This window comes from Streptosporangium sp. NBC_01755, from assembly GCF_035917995.1.
Taxonomy (GTDB): Bacteria; Actinomycetota; Actinomycetes; order Streptosporangiales; family Streptosporangiaceae; genus Streptosporangium.
The window spans coordinates 1985269-2003225 of the sequence record NZ_CP109131.1; the positions used below are offsets into that span (position 1 = coordinate 1985269).

The window sequence follows — 17957 nt, forward strand, 5'->3', positions numbered from 1 at the left end:
CACGGACCGGAGCACCCGACCCCGGCCGTCATGCCCGCACACAGACTGGAGCACCCGGCCCACCGGCCTGCCACCCCGGCGGAGGCCGTTCCCGCGCAGAGGCCACGGGGCCCGGCCCGCACGACAGCCGCGGCACCCGGCGAGAAGGCGGGTCCTGCCCGCGAGAAACCGGCCGCGGCCGCTGAGCGGGCCAGTGAGCAGGCCACTGGGCGGGCCACTGAGCGGGACCCTGCCCGCCAGGAGTCGGGTCTCGCGCACGGGATAGCCGACGCCGTACGGCGCTGCCCCGATGTCGTCGACCTCTCGGGCGGCCCGTTCGGGACGGTGGCGACCTACCTGCCCGGCGAGAGGATCTCCGGTGTCGCGCTGCACGAGGACGGGATCGAGGTCTCGGTGGTCGTCAAGCTGGGGCGCCCGCTACCGGAGATCGCCGACGAGATACGCGCGGCGGTCGTCCCGATGGCGGACGACCGGCCGGTGAATGTCCATATCGGAGGTTTGACATGAACAAGTTCCCAGTGTGGTCCGTGCTCGGCACGATCGTCGGCGTTCTTCTGGGCTTCGCCGGAGCCTTCGGCGGCTTCGGGGCATTCCTGCTGGTGCTCGTGCTGGGCGCCATCGGATTCCTCATCGGCCACTTCGCGGAGGTCGGCGAGGTCGACCTGTCCCGGCTCTCGGCGAGACGGCGATGAACACCCCCGTCGAGCACCGCGCCACCTCCTCGGGAACGGCCGCGGACCCGGGCGGCCTCCCCGCCGACCAGGTGGGCTCCGTCCTCGCCGGGACCGAGCGGTCCGCGCCACCCGCCGTACCAGCCCAGCCGTCACAACGGGCCGTGCCGGCCGAACTGCGCGGCAGAACCGACATATCCAACCGGGTGGTGTCACGCATCGCGGCCGGCGCGGCCAGAGAGGTGGCACGGGTGCGGAAGGTCGGCGAACAGGGGCCGCTGTCCTTCCGCGGCGGCACCCGCGCCGCCGTCGACGGCACGCTCGCGACGCTCCGGCTGGATGTGACCGTGGAGTATCCGGCCCCGATCCGCGAGGTGGCCGACGAGGTCCGGCGCCATGTCGCCGAGCGGATCATGACGCTGACCGGCATGGAGGTCGGCCACATCGACATCGACGTCACCAACGTGACCCGCGCCCCCGAGAACCCGGCCGAGAGCCCTGCCGAGACCTCGCACGAGGTCTCAGGCGGGCTCTCATGGGCCGAGGGCGGGAACCAGCCCGACTTCCGGACACCGGACACGGCGGCCCACGGGACCGACGTCCCGTCACGGGAGGAAGGGCGATGACCTCCCAGACCCCCGACCCGGCCGGCCCCTTCTCCGAGCATGTCTCCGAGACGCCCTTCTCCGAGCATGTCTCCGAGACGGGGCCGACCGAGGAGATCCCGGCCGCGCCCGGTTCGGCGTTCGTGGAACCGCCCGCGTCGCGGGCACCCGACGAGGTGGCGAGGGACGCCTCCGCGGATCGCGCGGCGGTCAGGGCCTTCCGCCCGCGCCGGGTGGTCCCCTCGGTCATCACGGCCGTGCTGATGACGGCGATCGGCGTCATCGTGGCGCTGGAGGTCATCTCCGCGCTGGTGGGCCACCCGCTACGCCTGCTGCCCTACGACCGGATGCTCACCTGGGCATCGTCAACGCCGTGGAGCGATCCGCGAGTGATGGCGGGCGCGGGCCTGATCGGCCTGCTGGGCCTGCTGCTGGTGCTGTTCGCGCTCATCCCGGGGCGGCCCACGCTGATCCCGGTGAGGACGGGCGACAAGGACCTGGTCATCGGCATGCAGCGCCGGGGCTTCGCCCGGTCGCTGGCCCACACGGCCGAGCGGGTGCAGGGGGTCGACCGGGCCAGGGTACGGCTGGTGGGGAAGACCGTGCGAGTGGACGCCCACAGCGGCGTTCGGGACACCACCGGACTGGCCGACGCCGTACGGGAGGCGGTGGCCGCGCGGATCGTCGCGCTCTCCCCCGTCTGGAACCATCCGGTCCACGTGCACCTGCGAGGGAAGTGAGCGCCATGGACGACAAGACCGCCCGGGGCAACCGGCTGGGGCTGCTGCTCGTGGGACTGGCCCTGATGGCCCTGGGCGCCCTGGCGATGGCGCGCGGCGCGGGGGCGTTCTCTCCGGCCGTGGCGTCCGCCCACGGGCCACTCGTGGACGCCCGGACGCGTGCGCCGTTCGCCCGCTACGACCCGTGGCTGTGGTGGGTGGTCGCCGCGGCGGCGATAGTGCTCGCGCTGTTCGGCCTGCGCTGGCTGCTGGTCCAGGGACGCCGCCGGAAGCTGAGCGGCATACGCCTGGACGGCGGCCCCGCAGGGATCACCGAGGTGGACACGCACAGCGTGACCGACGCGGCGGCGGCCGAGGCGGGCTCGCACCCCTCGATCATCGGCGCCACCGCCGCGATAGTCGGCACGAGCGAGCACCCCGTCGTACGGATGCGGGTGGCGGTCGCCGAGGACGCGCCGATGAGCGCGGTCCGCGAGCAGCTGGGCGGGGTGGTCATCCCGCACATGCGCCAGGCCCTGGAGACCGAGCGCATGCCCGCCGTCGCCCGGGTGAGCCTGGGGGACGCGCCGCCCCCCCGAAGGACCGTCGCCTGACGGAGCACCGATCATAGGGTGATCAGGGAAACCAATGCTTCGAGGAGACGATGTGCCTTCGGTCGTGAAGATAAACGTGCTGACAGTGTCCGCGGAGATGCGCGAGGAGCTGGAGCGCCGCTTCTCCGGACGGGCGGGAGTGGTCGAGTCCGCGGACGGGTTCGAGTGGTTCGAACTGCTCCGCCCGGTGGACGGCACCGACCGCTACCTGGTCTACACCCGCTGGCGTTCCGAGGAGGACTTCAAGCGCTGGACCGAGAGCCAGGCCTTCCAGCGGGGCCACGCCCAGGCCGCCGCCGAGGCCGGTCAGGGGCACGGCCACGCCCACAGTGCGGCCCAGGGCCACGGGCACGGCCAGGACCAGGGCGGCCCGGCCCAGGGGCACGGCCACGGGCAGGGCCCGGCCGCCTCCGGGGCCGAGTTGTGGTCCTTTGAAGTCGTGCAGAGCACCGGCCCCGCGCCCGGAGCCTGATCGTCGGGGGCACCGGCCAGGAGGAGCGCACGCCCGGGTCCGCTCCGGGCGCGCGCTCCGCTCCCGATCGCTCCCCCGGGAACGGGGCCGAGCCGGGTACCCTCAGCGGTCCAGGGGGTTGGCGGCGATGCGCTCGGCGACCCCGGAGCGGGCGAACCCTCCGGCCAGGCTGTCCGGCTTACGCGTGGCCTGGTTCATGAGACACGCGGTGAACTCGGGGCCGATCCCCTTCCGGGGGTAACTCTCAAGCACCTCGGCGCGGAGCCCCGGGGGGAAGTCCTCCGGCCGGCGCCCTGAGATGTCGAGCGCGGTGGAGAGTTCTAGCAGGTGCCCCTCGGGGTCCCACGCGGGGTCCACACTGTCCCACATGTGGCGTACGACGATCTCCGACGCGCGCACGCGGCGCTCGACGGGCCATCCGGCCCCGGCGGCGAAGACCCACGCGACATGGCCTCCCGCCTCCTCGAACGGCACGGTGTGGCTGTCGAACTCCTTGACCAGGCCGATGTCGTGCATCATCGACGCGACGTACAGCAACTCGGCGTCGAAGGCGACGTCGTTCATCGCACCGTAGGCCGCCGCCCACAGGTAGGCGCGCACGGAGTGGTTGAGCAGGGCGGGCGAGCAGTAGGCGGTCGCCACCTCCAGCGCGCCGCGGGCGGCCGGTGTGTCGGGGATGACGATGTCGGCGAGTCTCATACCGCCCAGCCTGCCGAAACACGAAGGCACCCGCGAGTGGCCGCAGGGACATCGGCCGGCAGGATCAGGCCACACCCTCCGGGAAACCTGGGAGACCCGCATCTAGTTGCTAACGATGTCCCGGAAGCGCCTCTCCCGGCTTGACCGGTTCAGTGGGATTCGGACAGCATGATCCACTCCCCTTGTTCGGCCCGGAAGGAACTGGCGTGCGCCGCCGCACACAAGCACTCGCTCTCTCCCTCGTCCTCCTGATGACCTGTGGTGCCACGGCCGGCACCGCGGAGGCACAGGAGGTAAAACGCACCGCTGAGTGCCAGGGCGACTGGCTACCGGCCACGCCGACGGCGGCGGACATCATGAACGGCGAGGTCGCCTTCCTGGACCTGGCCCCGGTGAAGATCGGCAAGAACGTCGACTGGCGCACCGACCCCTACCGGAACCGCTCCTGGAGCATGGTCTTCCACTCGCTGCGCTGGATGGGCCGCCTCGTCGCCGACTACGAGACGAACGGCAACGAGGCGTACCTGGCGCGGGCCGCCGAGATCGCCAAGGACTGGGTGGCCGACAACCCCCGCGGCGGCGCGGGGACCAGCCCGTACGCCTGGCAGGAGCACCCGATCGCGCTGCGCGCCCCCGCGCTGGTCTGCCTCAGCAAGCACGTCAACGAGTCGTGGCTCTCCGGCAGCCTGGCCGAGCACGCCAGGATGCTGTCGGACCCGAAGCTGTATGAGAAGGGCCACAACCACGGCATCGACCAGGACATCGCGCTGCTCGGCATCGGTTGCCGCTACGGCCGCGACCAGTGGTCCAGCCTCGCGATCAGGCGGCTCACCGAGACCGTGAAGCTCGACGTCGACTCCCAGGGCGCGCTGCGCGAGCAGGCCCCCCGCTACGCGATCTACGTCTACGAGCGTCTGAAGGTCGCGATGGACAACATCAAGTCGTGCGGGCGGAAGGTGCCCGCCGACATCTCACGCCGCTGGGAGTCGCTGGAGGACTTCATCTCCCACTCCACCCAGCCCGACGGGTTCATGGTCCCGATCGGCGACGGCGGCGCGGACGTGCGGCCCGTCGGCTACTCCCACCCGAAGAAGACGGTGCGGGTGTTCGGCAACGGCTACGTCTACGGGCGCACCGCCTGGGACAAGCCCGAGTCGGCGTTCTACTCCATCCGCTTCGGGCCCGGCATGAAGTACCACGGCCACGAGGACCACCTGGGCGTGACCTACTACGCCCAGGGCCGCGACGTCCTGGTCGACGTCGGCTTCGACTCGTACGAGAACAGCGGCTACCGGCACTGGACGATGTCGGCCGAGGCGCACAACACCTCGATCGTGTCCGGGGCCCGGTTCCGCGGCAGGACCGCCACCACCCTGAGCAAATCCTCGATCGGGTCCGAGCGGCAGAGCTACCGGCTGACCGACAGGGCCTACGGCGTGCCCAGAACCCGTTCGGTGCTCGTCAACCACGAACGGGACCTGATGGCCGTGCTGGACACGGTCCCCAAGGGCTCCTCGGTCCGCAACATCTGGCACTTCTCGCGAGACCTGTCCACCGTCTCGAACAGCGGCGGCCAGGTCGTGGTGAAGGACAAGGCGGGCTGGAAGGCGACGCTCGTGCAGGTCTCGATGCCCTCCTGCAAGCCGGTCGGCGGGCTCAAGGTGGTCCGCGGCCAGAAGAACCCCTACCAGGGCTGGGTCTCCTCCGCCTACCTGCAGAGACACCCCGCACCCGCGGTCGTCTCCCCCGCCTCGGGCGACTCCGTACTGACCGTGCTGGTGCCCGGTACCGGAAAACCGTCTCTCTCCTGCTCCGGCGGCAAGGTCAATGTGGAGACCTCCGAGGGCCCGGTGAGCTTCCGCGTCGGCGGCGCCGACCTCTCCTGACGACAAGCCCCGGCCGGGGCGCGCGAGCCCCAAAGAGCCCGCCCGCATCCGCCCTGGCCGGAAGTTTCCGAGCCGGCCAGGGAAAGCACCCCGGAGGCCGCCCCTCAGTCGGTGTGGCCGGCGCGCAGCAGGCCATAGGTGACGGCCTGCTCCAGCGCCTGCCAGGACGCCTCGATGATGTTCTCGTCGACGCCGACGGTGGACCACTCCCCGGCCGCGTCGCTGGAGGTGATCAGCACGCGCGTGACGGCGTCGGTGCCGTGCGCGCCCTCCAGGATGCGTACCTTGAAGTCGATCAGCTCGACCCCCGCCAGCTCGGGGTAGAGCCGCTCAAGTCCCTGCCGTACGGCCCGGTCGAGGGCGTTGACCGGACCGTTGCCCTCGCCGGTGGCGACGATCCGCTCACCCTTGGCGTGCAGCTTCACGGTGGCCTCGCTGACGACCTCGCCGCCGCGGGTCCGCTCGACGATCACCCGCCAGGACTCGACCTGGAAGTGGCGCTTGCGCTCGCCCGCGACGGTGTCGCGAAGCAGGAGCTCGAAGGAGGCGTCGGCGGCCTCGAAGGTGTACCCCTTCGACTCCATCTCCTTGACCCGGTTCACCAGCTCCCGCGAGGTTTCGGGGGCCAGCTCGTAGCCCAGCTCGCGCCCCTTGAGCTCGACCGAGGCGCGTCCGGCCATGTCGGAGACGAGCATGCGCATGTCGTTGCCGACCTCGGCGGGGTCGATGTGCTGGTAGAGGTTGGGATCGACCTTGATCGCGCTGGCGTGCAGCCCGGCCTTGTGCGCGAAGGCGGAGACGCCGACGTAGGGGGCGTGGGAGTTGGGGGTGACGTTGGTGACCTCGGTGACCGCGTGGGCGATCCTGGTCATGTCGGCCAGCGCCTCCCTCGGCACCAGGTCGAATCCCCGCTTGAGCTGCAGGTTGGCCACCACGGTGAACAGGTTGGCGTTGCCCGAGCGCTCGCCGTAGCCGTTGGCGCAGCCCTGCACGTGGGTCGCGCCGGCCTTTACCGCGGCCAGGGTGTTGGCGACCGCGCAGCCGGTGTCGTCGTGGCAGTGGATGCCGATCCTGGCCGACGTCCCGACGGCCGCGTGCACGACCTCGGCCAGCTCGTCGGGGAGCATGCCCCCGTTGGTGTCGCAGAGCGCGATGACCGAGGCACCCGCCTCGGCGGCGGTGCGCAGCACCTCCAGCGCGTACGCCGGGTTGGACTTGTAGCCGTCGAAGAAGTGCTCGGCGTCGAGGAAGACCCTCTGCCCCTCCGCGTGGAGGTGGGAGACCGTGTCGCGGATCATCGCGAGGTTCTCCTCCAGGGTCGTGCGGAGGGCCAGCTCCACGTGCCGGTCGTGACTCTTGGCGACAAGGGTCACGACCGGCGCGCCGGATTCGCGCAGCGCGGCCACCAATGGGTCGTCGGCTGCCTTCGCACCTGCCCGGCGGGTCGCGCCGAACGCGGCGAGCTGCGCGTGCTTCAGGTCGAGCTCTGTTTGAGCGCGCCTGAAGAACTCTGTGTCCTTGGGATTGGCCCCCGGCCAGCCTCCCTCGATGAAACCGACGCCCAGGCCGTCCAGGTGACGCGCGATGGCCAGCTTGTCGGCCACCGTGAGGTTGAGCCCCTCCTGCTGGGCTCCGTCACGGAGAGTCGTGTCGTACACGTGGAAGCGATCGTCGGCCATGTCGTTCTCCTTCGCGGTTCGATGATTCGCCGCGCGCTCATTCGGCTTCGAGAAACAAAAAAACCCCTCACGGACGTGAGAGGTCTGCGCGCTGGCGGTGTCCCTTTTCAGCCAGCGCGCCTGCCGATAATGAGCAGACCGTAGAACATGATGCTTTGGAGTCTGCCACACGCTGACAGCATCCGACACATCGATCTTAGGATCTGAGACCCGCGACCTGCCGACACGGCCCGGCTTCACGCCCGTCATCGCCTCGCGATCGCCTCGCACCGGCGAGAATGAGGCCCATGAAGGCGACCTATCTCGACCCCGCCGTGGGGCAGTATCTGCTCGCGCACACCACCCTGCCCGACGACGTCCTCGACGCGCTCGCCGTCGAGACCCGCGAGCTGACCGGCGACAGTGCGGTAATGCAGATCTCCCCCGACCAGGGGCGATTCCTCACCATGATCGCTCAGATCTGCGGCGCCAGGAACGCGGTGGAGGTGGGCACCTTCACCGGCTACTCCTCCATCTGCCTCGCCCGCGGGCTCGCCCCCGGCGGTGGGCTCACCTGCTTCGACGTGAGCGAGGAGTGGACGGCGGTGGCCCGGAGATACTGGGAGAAGACGCAGGTCTCCGACCGCATCGAGCTGAGGATCGGCCCGGCGGCCGAGCGGCTGCGCGAGCTCCCCGAGCACCCCGCGGTGGATCTGGCGTTCATCGACGCCGACAAGGTCAACTATCCCGTCTACTACGAGATCCTGATGTCGCGCCTGGCCCCCGGCGGGGTGATCCTCGTCGACAACACGCTGTGGAACGGCCACGTCGCCGATCCCAGCAGGGACGACGAGACGGTCAGACACATCCGCGAGTTCAACGACATGGTCAGCGCCGACGTGCGGGTCACCTCGATCATGCTCCCCATCGCCGACGGCCTCACCATGATTCGAAAGCACTGACGAGAACTTTCCCGAACCCCGGGCGGGCAGAAATCTTTTCGATTACTTTAAGCGACATGCCAAACACGTTACGCCCACCCGCGCGGAGGGAAGGGTCAACGACCCCGGTCCGAAGGCCGGAGCTTGAAGTGCCGCACCGCGCACCGCTAGCTCCATGTTGACCAGCCCCAGCCATCACGATGTGGAGGTGCGAACCAGATGGCTACGTTGAACACACGCCGGCAGACCGACTCCGGGGTGCTTCCTCAGCCCCGGATCCTCGAATCCACGTCAGCAGACACCCCGCAGGGTCGGGACGAAACGGGACGTGGACGCCGCAAGGCAACGGGTGTTCAACCTGGGCGAGGGGAGACCGGCCAGGCCGCACCATCTGACCGGCGTCACCCCAAGGGCGCTGAGGCGTCCGAGGGAGCGAACCGTGAGGTTCACCCGGCCGTGTTCGTCCTGGACGTGCACAGCCACCCGCTTGACCCATGCCACCCGGCTCGTGCCCGCCGCCTGCTGGCGGCGGGCCGGGCGGTGGTGGTGCGTCACACCCCGTTCGTCATCCGCCTGCGCGACCGCACCGTGGCCGACTCCGTCGTCCAGGGTGTGCAGGTCGGCATCGACCCCGGCAGCAAACACACCGGCATCGCGGTGTTCCGCACCGGCCACGCCGACCGCACCGGCCTGTACGGCATTCAGCTCGACCACCGGGGCGGGCAGATCCGCGACAGGCTCACCGCCCGCGCCGCTCTACGCCGGGGGCGCCGGTCGCGGAACCTGCGCTACCGCGCCCCCCCCCGCTTCAACAACCGCACGAAACCACAGGGGTGGTTGGCGCCGTCGCTGCGCCACCGCGTCGACACCACCATGTCGTGGGCGACCCGGTTGACCCGGTGGGCGCCCGTACGGGCCGTCCACGTCGAGCGGGTCGCGTTCGACACCCACGCCCTGTCGGCGGGCAGGCCACTCGAAGGAGTGGAATACCAGCAGGGCACCCTCGCCGCGTACGAGGTCCGCGAGTACCTGCTGGCCAGGTGGGGGCGGGCGTGCGCCTACTGCGGCGCCTCCGGCGTACCGTTGAACCTCGACCACCTCCACCCGCACAGCCGAGGCGGCTCCAACCGCCTCAGCAACCTTGTCGTGGCGTGCATACCGTGCAACCAGGCCAAGGCCGCCACCTTGGTCGAGGAGTTCCTGGCCGACCGGCCGAAGGTGCTGGCGAAGGTACTGCGGCAGATCAAGGCCCCGTTGCGGGACGCCGCCGCCGTGAACGCCACCCGGTGGGCACTGTGGCGGGCACTGGAGGCCACCGGCCTACCGGTCGCCGTCGCGTCCGGCGGGCGCACGAAATGGAACCGGTCCCGCACCGGCGCCGCGAAATCCCACACCCTCGACGCCCTGCACGTCGGCCACCTCGACACCGTGACCGGTTGGCCGTCTGTGATCCTGGTGGTCGCAGCGACCGGGCGCGGCACTTACCGCCGCACCCGCAGCGACCGCTACGGATTCCCCCGGCTGGCACTACCCCGCACCAAACGCCACCACGGCTACCAGACCGGCGACCTGGTCCGCGCCATCGTCCCGACCGGCACCAAAACCGGGACGCACACGGGGCGGGTCGCGGTCCGCTCCACCGGCAAATTCAACATTCGCACCCGGCACGGCCTCGTGCAGGGCATCCACCACCGCCATGTTCGCCTGCTCCAACGAGCCGACGGCTACGGTTACATCACCCACCCAGAAGCGCGGCACAGTGCCGCGTTTCCTCCCCCGCCCGAGGGCGGAGGTATCCACGCTGGAAGTAACCGATGACCTCGTGGGACTACTCATGAAAAGATCGATCGCGTACCAGATCAACGATCAGGAAGAGCTCGAACGGCTCTACCTGGAGCTCGTCGATCGGTTCGAGAAGCACCGAATCGAGATCATCAACGGCCGGATCGTGGTGAGGGAGATGCCCACGATCGCTCACGCCGAAGTCGCTTACCAGCTCATGGCGGAGCTCATACCGTTCTCCATAGAGAAGGGATGGCGTGTCTACCCCGAGGCCAAACTCCTCCTGCAGGTGCAGGCGGACCGCTTCGAACCTGACCTCGTCGTCGTTCCCCCGAACCCTCCCCTCTGGGACCCCAGCCACGTGTACGCCAACGCCACGCTACTGGTCGCCGAAGTCGTCTCCCCCAGCAGCGTTCACGATGACCACGTGGTCAAACCGCGGGCCTGCGCACTCGCGGGAGTTCCGCTCTACCTGGTGATAGACACCTTCGCGAACCGCTTCAGGCTGCTCAGCAGGCCAGGGCCGGAGGGGTACTCCGACGAGATCACCGAGTCGATCGGCAAGCCGCTTGAGCTGCCCGCGCCGTGGAACCTCACGATCGACACCGGCAAGCTGAGCGAAGGATAGACCCGCCGCAGGAGGAGGCCCGGCCGGATTGGAGACCGGGCTTCCTCCAAGGGGACGGGACTAGCAGATCTTGTGGACCCAGTTGTGCGAGTCCGGGCGGGAACCGTACTGGATGCCCACGAGCTCCTCGCGGATCCTCTCGGTGACGGGCCCCTGGGTGCCGTCGCCGATCGTCCAGCCGCGGTCCGCACCCTTGACCGAGCCGACCGGGGTGACGACCGCGGCGGTGCCACAGGCGAAGACCTCGGTGAGCTCGCCCGACTCGCAGCCCCGCTGCCACTCCTCGATCGACAGCCGCCCCTCCTCCGCCCGCAGGCCGAGGTCCGCGGCGAGGGCGAGGATCGAGTCGCGGGTGATGCCCGGCAGGAGCGTGCCGGTGAGCGCCGGGGTCAGCAGGCGGTCACCGTAGACGAAGAACAGGTTCATCCCGCCCATCTCCTCGACGTAGCGGTGCTCGCTCGCATCCAGCCAGACCACCTGGTCACAGCCCTGCTCGACGGCCTGGCGCTGGGCCACGAAGGCCGCGGCGTAGTTGCCGCCGCACTTGGCGAAGCCGGTGCCGCCGGGGGCCGCACGGGTGTACTCGGTGGAGAGCCAGACGCTGACCGCCTGCCCGCCGCCGAAGTAGGCCGCCGCCGGAGAGGCGATCACCATGTACTTGTAGGTCCTGGAGGGGTAGTTGACCCCGAGCGCCGGCTGCGTGGCGATCATGAAGGGGCGCAGGTAGAGGCTGTGTCCGGGCCTGGTCGGAACCCACTCGCGGTCGGTCTGGACGAGCAGTTCCAGCGACTCGACGAACGTCTCCTCGGGCAGCTCGGGCATGGCCATCCGCAGCGCGGAGGTGTTGAAGCGGGCGGCGTTGGCCTCGGGGCGGAAGGTCACGATCGCACCGTTCTGCTGGCGGTACGCCTTCATGCCCTCGAAGAGCTCCTGCGCGTAGTGGAAGACCGCGGTCGCGGGGTCGAGGCTGAGCGGGCCGTACGGCATGAGCCGGGCGTCGTGCCAGCCCTCGCCCTCGGTGTAGTCGATCGAGATCATGTGATCGGTGAAGACCTGACCGAACCCCGGAGTCGCCATTACCTGCTCGCGCTCGGCCGCGGTACGAGCGTGGTCGGAGAGCTGCACGTCGAAGCTGAGCTTCTGAGCGGTGGTCATGACGCGGATCCTTATCTTGATGTCTGGCTTACCTCGGGTCCATTCTGCGTTGGACCGGGTAACGGGAAACTACTGCATCCATGCCGCAAACCGGCAGTGCGGAGGAAACAAAAACGCGCCCGGCGGCTCAGAGAGCCGCCGGGCGCGTCAGAGTCGAGGGGGCGGCTTCCTCAGCCGGCTACTCGCGCGGTGATGTCGTCACCGATCTCCTGGGTGGTCCGGCCGGCCCAGCCGGCCAGCCGCTCGAGCAGGTCGTCGGCGACGGCCTGCTCGACCCGGGCCGCCTCGTCGGCCAGGCCCAGGTGGTCCAGGAGCATGGCGACCGACAGGATCGTGGCGGTCGGGTCGGCCTTGCCCTGGCCCGCGATGTCGGGGGCGCTGCCGTGGACCGGCTCGAACATGCTCGGCGCGGTGCGGTCGGGGTTGACGTTGCCGCTGGCCGCCAGGCCGATGCCACCGGCGATCGCCGCGCCGATGTCGGTGATGATGTCGCCGAAGAGGTTGTCGGTGACGATCACGTCGAAGCGCTCCGGCTGGCTGACGAAGAACATCGAGGCCGCGTCGATGTGGCAGTAGTCGGTCTGGACCTCGGGATACTCCAGGCTGACCCGGTCGAACGTGCGGGCCCAGAGGTCGCCTGCGTAGGTGAGCACATTGGTCTTGTGGACCAGCGTCAGCTTCTTGCGGGGGCGGGCCACGGCCTTCTCGAAGGCGTAGCGCACCACACGCTCGACCCCGTAGGCGGTGTTCAGCGATTCCTGGGTGGCGATCTCGTGCGGCGTGCCGCGGCGCAGGACGCCGCCGGCTCCGGCGTACAGGCCCTCGGTGCCCTCGCGGATGACGATCATGTCGATGTCCTCGGGGCGGGCATTGCCCAGCGGCGTCTCGACGCCGGGGAAGAGCTTGACCGGGCGGAGGTTCACGTAGTGGTCGAGCTGGAAGCGGAGCTTGAGCAGCAGATCGCGCTCCAGGATGCCCGGGGGCACGCTGGGGTCGCCGACCGCGCCGAGCAGGATCGCGTCGTATCCGCGTAGCTCGTCGAGGAGCGGGTCGGGCAGGGTCTCGCCGGTCTCGTGGTAGCGCTTGGCTCCGAGGTCGTACGTGGTGGTCTCCATCTTGGTGCCGACCGCTTCGAGGACCTTCAGTCCCTCGGTGACGACCTCGACTCCGATCCCGTCCCCGGGGATGACCGCCAGGCGAATGTTACGCGAATCCATGCAGGCACCTTACCTGTCCGTCTCGGTGATCGAACACTGGTCTCACTCTTCGGACACGTCAACACGTCCACACGTCCACATGTGATCACTTTGTCCTTTTTTACTCCCTATTGACCGTTTCGCGAGGTTTCGTTATCGTCCTCCCCATTCACATTGATGCCTAATCCGTACGGACCATCCCCTTATCGGCCCGTACGGAGCCGGGGAACCACTTTTTCCGGGATCCACCCGGCCCCCGGGAACCCGCTCCTCCCCCGGAGCGCGTTCCCGGCCGCCATCACGGGATTCCTTGGGGCGAATCGGTGCGCTCGCGCACCGTAGGGCGGCCTCCACGCCCGAGCCCGACAGCTCACCCGGCCGGCCCTATGGAAGGAATCATCCTGTCCGGCAAGATGTACTCTCGCGTCCTGTCCATCCTCGTCTCCGGCGCCGCGGTGTTCGCGGCCTCGGCCATGGCGCCGACAGCGGCACTGGCCGCCGCCCCCCTCCCCTCCCCCGAATCCCCCGCGCTCGGCACCTCCACGCTGAAGGCGGCGCTGAAAAGCGCGACGCCCAGGCCCGCCTGGCGGAAAGCCGTGAATTGGGCCATGTCCAAGCGCGGCACGCCCTACGTCTGGGGCGGCACCGGCAACGGCGGCTTCGACTGCTCGGGCCTGATGCTCCGCGCCTACGGCGCCGCCGGGATCACACTGCCCCGCGTCACCAACGACCAGTACGCGGCCTTCTCCAAGAAGATCGCCTGGAAGGATCTCAAGCCCGGTGACCTGGCCTTCTTCAGCGGCCTCGGCCACGTCGGCATGATCACCAGGCCCGGTTACATGGTCCACGCCCCGCGGAGCGGCGACGTGGTCAAGGAGGAGAAGCTCAGCGCCTGGCGCCGGTCCTCCTTCGTCGGCGCGGTGCGCCCCGATCCGCAGGGGGTCAAGCTGACCGAACAGATCAAAATCGCGACCGGCGGATAGGACACGCCGGCCGGCAACCGGTAGAAAGCCCCAAAAATCCCGACGGCATCGGGAATCAGGTTCAGCGGATGGGAGCACCACCGTTGTCCCGGCGGTCCAGGGCGGTCTGGAGCGCCTCGGCGGCCTCGTCCTCGACCTCTTCGGCGCGGTTCCAGGGATACATGTCGTACATGGTGGATCTCGTCTCGGTCGCATGCGAGCAAGGAAGATGGTCGAGACTCCGATCAGGGCTCCGGCCAGGCCTGATGTCACGGATCCGGATCACGGACCGATGATTCGTGGTGTGGAGCCGGCGAGTTGCCGGCCTGTCCCTGTCAGGCCTCGTCGCGGCAGGTAAGACCTGGCGCATTCCACTTCAGGTTACCTGCCGGCCGAAGCACCGTCTCACCCGGTGTACACACTTCTCACATGCCGGGACGAAAGATGGCCGCCGCCCCGCACTGCGGGGCGGCGGCCATCTCGGTGGATCTTTTGCCTACCGGGCCTAGTCGGCCAGGTCGACCGAGCGACCGCTGTCGGCGCCGATCTCCGCACCGATCTGGTCGATCACCTCTGCCGGGATGGCGGTGTCTACGGTGAGCGCGATGAGGGCCTTGCCGCCCTTGACGTCGCGGGCCACCTGCATCGAGGCGATGTTGATCGAGTGGTCGCCGAGGATGCGGCCGACCACGCCGACGACGCCGGGGCGGTCGGTGTAGGTGAAGAACGACAGGTGGTCGGTCGGCTCGATCTCCATCTGGTAGCCGTTGACCTCGACGATCTTCATGATCTGCCTCGGACCCGACAGGGTGCCGGAGACCGAGACCGCGCGGCCGTCGGCGAGGACGCCGCGGACCGTCACGACGTTGCGCCAGTCGGGGCTCTCGGTGCTGGTGACCAGCTCGACCGAGACGCCGCGGTCCTTGGCCAGCAGCGGGGCGTTGACATAGGTGACGGAGTCCTCGACCACGTCCGTGAAGACGCCCTTGAGCGCGGCCAGCTCCAGTACGCGGACGTCGTGGGCGGCGATCTCGCCGCGCACCTCGACGTCGAGCTTGGTGGCGACCTCGCCCGCGAGGGCGGTGAACACCCGGCCGAGCTTCTCGGCCAGCGGCAGGCCCGGCTTGACGCCCTCGGCGACGGCGCCGCCCTGGACGTTGACCGCGTCGGGCACGAACTCCCCGGCCAGGGCGAGCTTCACGCTACGCGCCACCTGGGTGCCGGCCTTCTCCTGGGCCTCGTGGGTGGAGGCGCCCAGGTGCGGGGTGACGACCACCTGGTCGAGCTCGAAGAGCGGGCTGTCGGTGACCGGCTCCTTCGGGAACACGTCGATGCCGGCGCCGGCGACGCGGCCCTCCTTGATCGCGGAGTAGAGGGCGTTCTCGTCGATGATGCCGCCGCGGGCGACGTTGATGAGGCGGACGTTCGGCTTGACCGCGTGCAGCTCTCTGTCACCGATGAGACCGATGGTCTCCTTGGACTTGGGCAGGTGCACCGTGATGAAGTCGGCCTCGCGCAGGGCCTCCTCCAGCGAGACCAGGCGGACGCCCATCTGCGCGGCGCGGGCCGGCTGCAGGTAGGGGTCGTAGGCGATCAGCTCGACGCCGAACGGCTGGAGGCGCTGCGCGACCAGCTGGCCGATCTTGCCGAGACCGAGGATGGCGACGACCTTCTCGTCGAGCTCCACGCCGGTGTACTTCGAGCGCTTCCACTCACCGCCCTTGAGTGCGGAGTGAGCCTGGGCGACGTTGCGGGCGGAGGCGAGGATCAGCGCGACGGTGTGCTCGGCGGCACTGGTGATGTTGGAGGTCGGCGCGTTGACGACCATGACGCCGGCCTTGGTGGCGGCCTCCACGTCGACGTTGTCCAGGCCGACACCGGCGCGGGCGACGACGCGGAGCCTGGGCGCGTGGGCGATCGCCTCTGCGTCGACCTGCGTGGCGCTGCGCACGATGAGCGCGTCCACGTCGGCGAGCGCGGGCAGGAACTGGGCACGGTCGGCGCCGTCGGCGTGGCGGACTTCGAAGTCCGCGCCCAGGACCGCGAGACCGGCCTCGGAAAGTTCCTCGGCGACCAGTACGACGGGCTTGTTCACAGGCTGGATCCTTACTAGGCGGTGAGGGTGCACACTAGGCGGTGAGGGTGCACGGACCTCACGTAGTCTATCGGCGCTTGTGAACCCATTCACGAGTGTCCCGAGATACGAGACGCGGCCGCCTCCATGATCCAGCACGCCGGTACCCGTCCTTGACGCATCTCATGCGGCCGAAATTCAAGTTGGTCTTGATCCTAAGAAAACTTCGCGATTACTCTGATAAGCCGTGGTTCACTACCTATCGTTCCTCATATGAGCATCGGGAACCCCGCTCTCGGCAACGTGCTCGCGCAGCACGGCGACCCGCACCGGCTGCTGGCGGCGCTTGCCGAATGGGGACTCCTGGTTGCCGTGCGACCCGACCGCTCCGTCGTGCTCGGCACGACGCAGGCCGGTGAGCGTGTTCTGCTGGGGTACACCTCGGCGGACACCTACGCGCGGCACCGTGGCAGCCACTCGCTGTCGGCGTGCGACGCCGACACTGTCCTCGACATCCAGCGGGTCACCGGCGTGCGGGAGATAGTGATCGACGCGGCAGGCCCAGCGGCCGCGGCCGTGCCGATCGAGGACCTCCAGCGCTACCTGCTCTCGAAGCGCAGCGGCCCCGCGCCCGCGCTGTCGAGCGCGGCGCCGACGGCGTACGCGACCGGGGCGATGGCCACGGTCTCGCGTCCCGCGCCGGCGCGCCCGCAGAGAACGCCGGTGCCCGCCTCACCCGCCCAGCCGTGGATCCCGGCGCCCCGGCCCCACCTGTCGGGGCCGATGCAGTTGGTGGATCCCGGCTACCGGCGGTGCGAGCACCCGATCCTGCCCGCGCTGCGCGCCGCGATCTCGCACCTGCTCGTCGACTACCCGCTCGTCCCTCACGTGTGGATCTCCGAGGCCAGGACCTCCTCCGGCGCGCCGGGAATCATGCTGCACGTGAAGGTGCACATGTCGGCGGCCGAGGACGTGGTCAGGGACATCCATCGCGGGGTGCGCGCCCGGTTGCCGCAACTCGCCGCGAGCGAGGCGCCGATCCTGATGGCCAGGGTCGCCGACGCCCGCAGCGAGCAGCGGATGGTCGAACTGGGCGCCCACGTGGTCTGCGCCGACGTCACCGACTGACGGCACCCCCACCACCACCACCGCCGTCGACGCCTCGAACTCGGTGCGCAGCTGGTAGCCGTAGCGAGGTCCCTGACTCAGCAGGGCGAGTAGCCCCTGTCGGATCGCCATGCATACTAAGTATGCATACCCGGTATGCTCCTTGCACGAGATTTACATATTCTGGACAGGTTCCGCCCCTGGGGCCGATACTCGGAGGATGAGCTCGACGCATCCCCCGTCCCGCGCCTCCGACGGGGATCGCGATCGTGCGATCAACGAGCTCCGTGACCGTGCTGTCGAGGGGCATCTGTCGCACGACACGTTCCTCGGCCGCGTCGACATGGCCCTGCGCGCACGCAACCAGGGCGAACTCGACAATCTTGTCGCCGACCTGCCGCAACGCGGCCGGTTCCGCCGCATGGTCACCGAGGTCGTCGCCTCTGCCTCCGACTTCACCAAGCGCGTGGAGTCGGCCTGGCGGCGCCCCAGGCTGCCCAGGCTGGCGCTACCCGCCGACGACCGGGCCCGCTACGTGGTGGGCAGGGGATCCGCCTGCGACCTGGTCCTCGCCGACCTGACCGTCTCCCGGGTGCACGCCGAACTCCGCCGCGACGCGGACGGCTGGGTCCTCGTCGACCTCGGCTCGCTGAACGGTACCCGGCTGAACGACTGGCGCCTGGTCGGCCCGGCGAAGGTCCGGCCGGGCGACGTCGTCTCCTTCGGCGACTGCGGCTTCCTGATGATCACGCCTCAGCTGCTGTCCTGACCCCACGGCCAAAGCCGGG

The 17957-nt window shown here is 69.5% G+C and carries 18 protein-coding genes, 1 pseudogene and 1 riboswitch; of the genes and pseudogenes, 13 read left to right on the top strand and 6 right to left on the bottom strand.

Features of this window, described 5'->3' with window-relative positions:
- The first annotated feature begins 30 nt into the window (after positions 1 to 30).
- The 6 genes from OG884_RS08995 to OG884_RS09020 are packed head-to-tail and all read left to right on the top strand — an operon-like array spanning position 31 to position 3081.
- A complete protein-coding gene (locus OG884_RS08995) occupies positions 31 to 507 on the top strand; it encodes a hypothetical protein (RefSeq protein ID WP_326644013.1) in 477 nt (158 codons plus the stop codon).
- Positions 504 to 692, top strand: coding sequence for a hypothetical protein (locus tag OG884_RS09000; RefSeq protein ID WP_326647132.1), 189 nt, complete (start codon positions 504 to 506; stop codon positions 690 to 692). The genes OG884_RS08995 and OG884_RS09000 overlap by 4 nt, the downstream gene beginning before the upstream one ends.
- Positions 689 to 1297, top strand: coding sequence for an Asp23/Gls24 family envelope stress response protein (locus OG884_RS09005; protein WP_326644014.1), 609 nt, complete (start codon positions 689 to 691; stop codon positions 1295 to 1297). Before OG884_RS09000 ends, OG884_RS09005 begins: the two co-directional genes overlap by 4 nt.
- Positions 1294 to 2016, top strand: a complete 723-nt coding sequence (locus OG884_RS09010) for a DUF6286 domain-containing protein (protein ID WP_326644016.1) — start codon at positions 1294 to 1296, stop codon at positions 2014 to 2016. The genes OG884_RS09005 and OG884_RS09010 overlap by 4 nt, the downstream gene beginning before the upstream one ends.
- A gap of 5 nt (positions 2017 to 2021) precedes the next feature.
- Positions 2022 to 2609 carry an alkaline shock response membrane anchor protein AmaP gene (locus OG884_RS09015; RefSeq protein WP_326644018.1) on the top strand — a complete coding sequence of 196 codons (588 nt, stop codon included), beginning with the start codon at positions 2022 to 2024 and terminating at the stop codon, positions 2607 to 2609.
- 52 nt (positions 2610 to 2661) lie between these two features.
- Positions 2662 to 3081 (top strand): antibiotic biosynthesis monooxygenase family protein, encoded by a 420-nt coding sequence (locus tag OG884_RS09020; RefSeq protein ID WP_326644019.1) that lies wholly within the window; start codon positions 2662 to 2664, stop codon positions 3079 to 3081.
- 102 nt (positions 3082 to 3183) lie between these two features.
- Here the strand turns inward: OG884_RS09020 and OG884_RS09025 are convergent, their stop codons facing one another.
- Complete coding sequence (locus tag OG884_RS09025) at positions 3184 to 3780, bottom strand: HD domain-containing protein (RefSeq protein WP_326644021.1); 597 nt, start codon at positions 3778 to 3780, stop codon at positions 3184 to 3186.
- 206 nt (positions 3781 to 3986) lie between these two features.
- Here OG884_RS09025 and OG884_RS09030 point away from each other — a divergent pair, with 206 nt between their 5' ends.
- Positions 3987 to 5666, top strand: coding sequence for a heparinase II/III family protein (locus OG884_RS09030; protein ID WP_326644022.1), 1680 nt, complete (start codon positions 3987 to 3989; stop codon positions 5664 to 5666).
- A gap of 104 nt (positions 5667 to 5770) precedes the next feature.
- Here the strand turns inward: OG884_RS09030 and cimA are convergent, their stop codons facing one another.
- Positions 5771 to 7345 (bottom strand): citramalate synthase, encoded by a 1575-nt coding sequence (cimA, locus tag OG884_RS09035; protein WP_326644024.1) that lies wholly within the window; start codon positions 7343 to 7345, stop codon positions 5771 to 5773.
- Positions 7346 to 7632: 287 nt separating this feature from the next.
- Here cimA and OG884_RS09040 point away from each other — a divergent pair, with 287 nt between their 5' ends.
- From OG884_RS09040 to OG884_RS09050, 3 genes are all read left to right on the top strand, one after another.
- Positions 7633 to 8286 carry an O-methyltransferase gene (locus tag OG884_RS09040; protein WP_326644026.1) on the top strand — a complete coding sequence of 218 codons (654 nt, stop codon included), beginning with the start codon at positions 7633 to 7635 and terminating at the stop codon, positions 8284 to 8286.
- A gap of 435 nt (positions 8287 to 8721) precedes the next feature.
- On the top strand, positions 8722 to 10083 hold the full coding sequence (iscB, locus tag OG884_RS09045) for an RNA-guided endonuclease IscB (protein ID WP_326644028.1): 1362 nt from the start codon (positions 8722 to 8724) through the stop codon (positions 10081 to 10083).
- A gap of 16 nt (positions 10084 to 10099) precedes the next feature.
- Positions 10100 to 10675 (top strand): Uma2 family endonuclease, encoded by a 576-nt coding sequence (locus OG884_RS09050; protein WP_326644030.1) that lies wholly within the window; start codon positions 10100 to 10102, stop codon positions 10673 to 10675.
- Positions 10676 to 10735: 60 nt separating this feature from the next.
- On the opposite strand, the gene OG884_RS09055 is transcribed toward OG884_RS09050, so the two are convergent.
- Positions 10736 to 11830 carry a branched-chain amino acid aminotransferase gene (locus tag OG884_RS09055; RefSeq protein WP_326644032.1) on the bottom strand — a complete coding sequence of 365 codons (1095 nt, stop codon included), beginning with the start codon at positions 11828 to 11830 and terminating at the stop codon, positions 10736 to 10738.
- A 170-nt stretch (positions 11831 to 12000) separates the two neighbouring features.
- Positions 12001 to 13047 carry a 3-isopropylmalate dehydrogenase gene (locus tag OG884_RS09060; protein ID WP_326644034.1) on the bottom strand — a complete coding sequence of 349 codons (1047 nt, stop codon included), beginning with the start codon at positions 13045 to 13047 and terminating at the stop codon, positions 12001 to 12003.
- Positions 13048 to 13194: 147 nt separating this feature from the next.
- Positions 13195 to 13425, top strand: a riboswitch (cyclic di-AMP (ydaO/yuaA leader).
- Between OG884_RS09060 and OG884_RS09065 the strand changes: the two genes are divergently transcribed.
- Positions 13413 to 14009, top strand: a complete 597-nt coding sequence (locus OG884_RS09065) for a C40 family peptidase (RefSeq protein WP_326644036.1) — start codon at positions 13413 to 13415, stop codon at positions 14007 to 14009. (Overlaps the previous riboswitch by 13 nt.)
- Positions 14010 to 14493: 484 nt before the next feature.
- Here OG884_RS09065 and serA read toward each other — a convergent pair whose 3' ends face one another.
- The gene (gene serA, locus OG884_RS09070) at positions 14494 to 16083 is read right to left on the bottom strand and encodes a phosphoglycerate dehydrogenase (RefSeq protein WP_326644038.1); all 1590 of its coding nucleotides are present in this window, start codon (positions 16081 to 16083) and stop codon (positions 14494 to 14496) included.
- 252 nt (positions 16084 to 16335) lie between these two features.
- Between serA and OG884_RS09075 the strand changes: the two genes are divergently transcribed.
- Positions 16336 to 17190 (top strand): hypothetical protein, encoded by an 855-nt coding sequence (locus OG884_RS09075; RefSeq protein ID WP_326644039.1) that lies wholly within the window; start codon positions 16336 to 16338, stop codon positions 17188 to 17190.
- 24 nt (positions 17191 to 17214) lie between these two features.
- Here OG884_RS09075 and OG884_RS09080 read toward each other — a convergent pair.
- Positions 17215 to 17301: pseudogene (locus tag OG884_RS09080) on the bottom strand (PadR family transcriptional regulator); the annotation flags it as partial.
- An 88-nt stretch (positions 17302 to 17389) separates the two neighbouring features.
- Between OG884_RS09080 and OG884_RS09085 the strand changes: the two are divergent.
- Complete coding sequence (locus tag OG884_RS09085) at positions 17390 to 17938, top strand: DUF1707 and FHA domain-containing protein (protein WP_326644041.1); 549 nt, start codon at positions 17390 to 17392, stop codon at positions 17936 to 17938.
- Positions 17939 to 17957 lie beyond the last annotated feature (19 nt).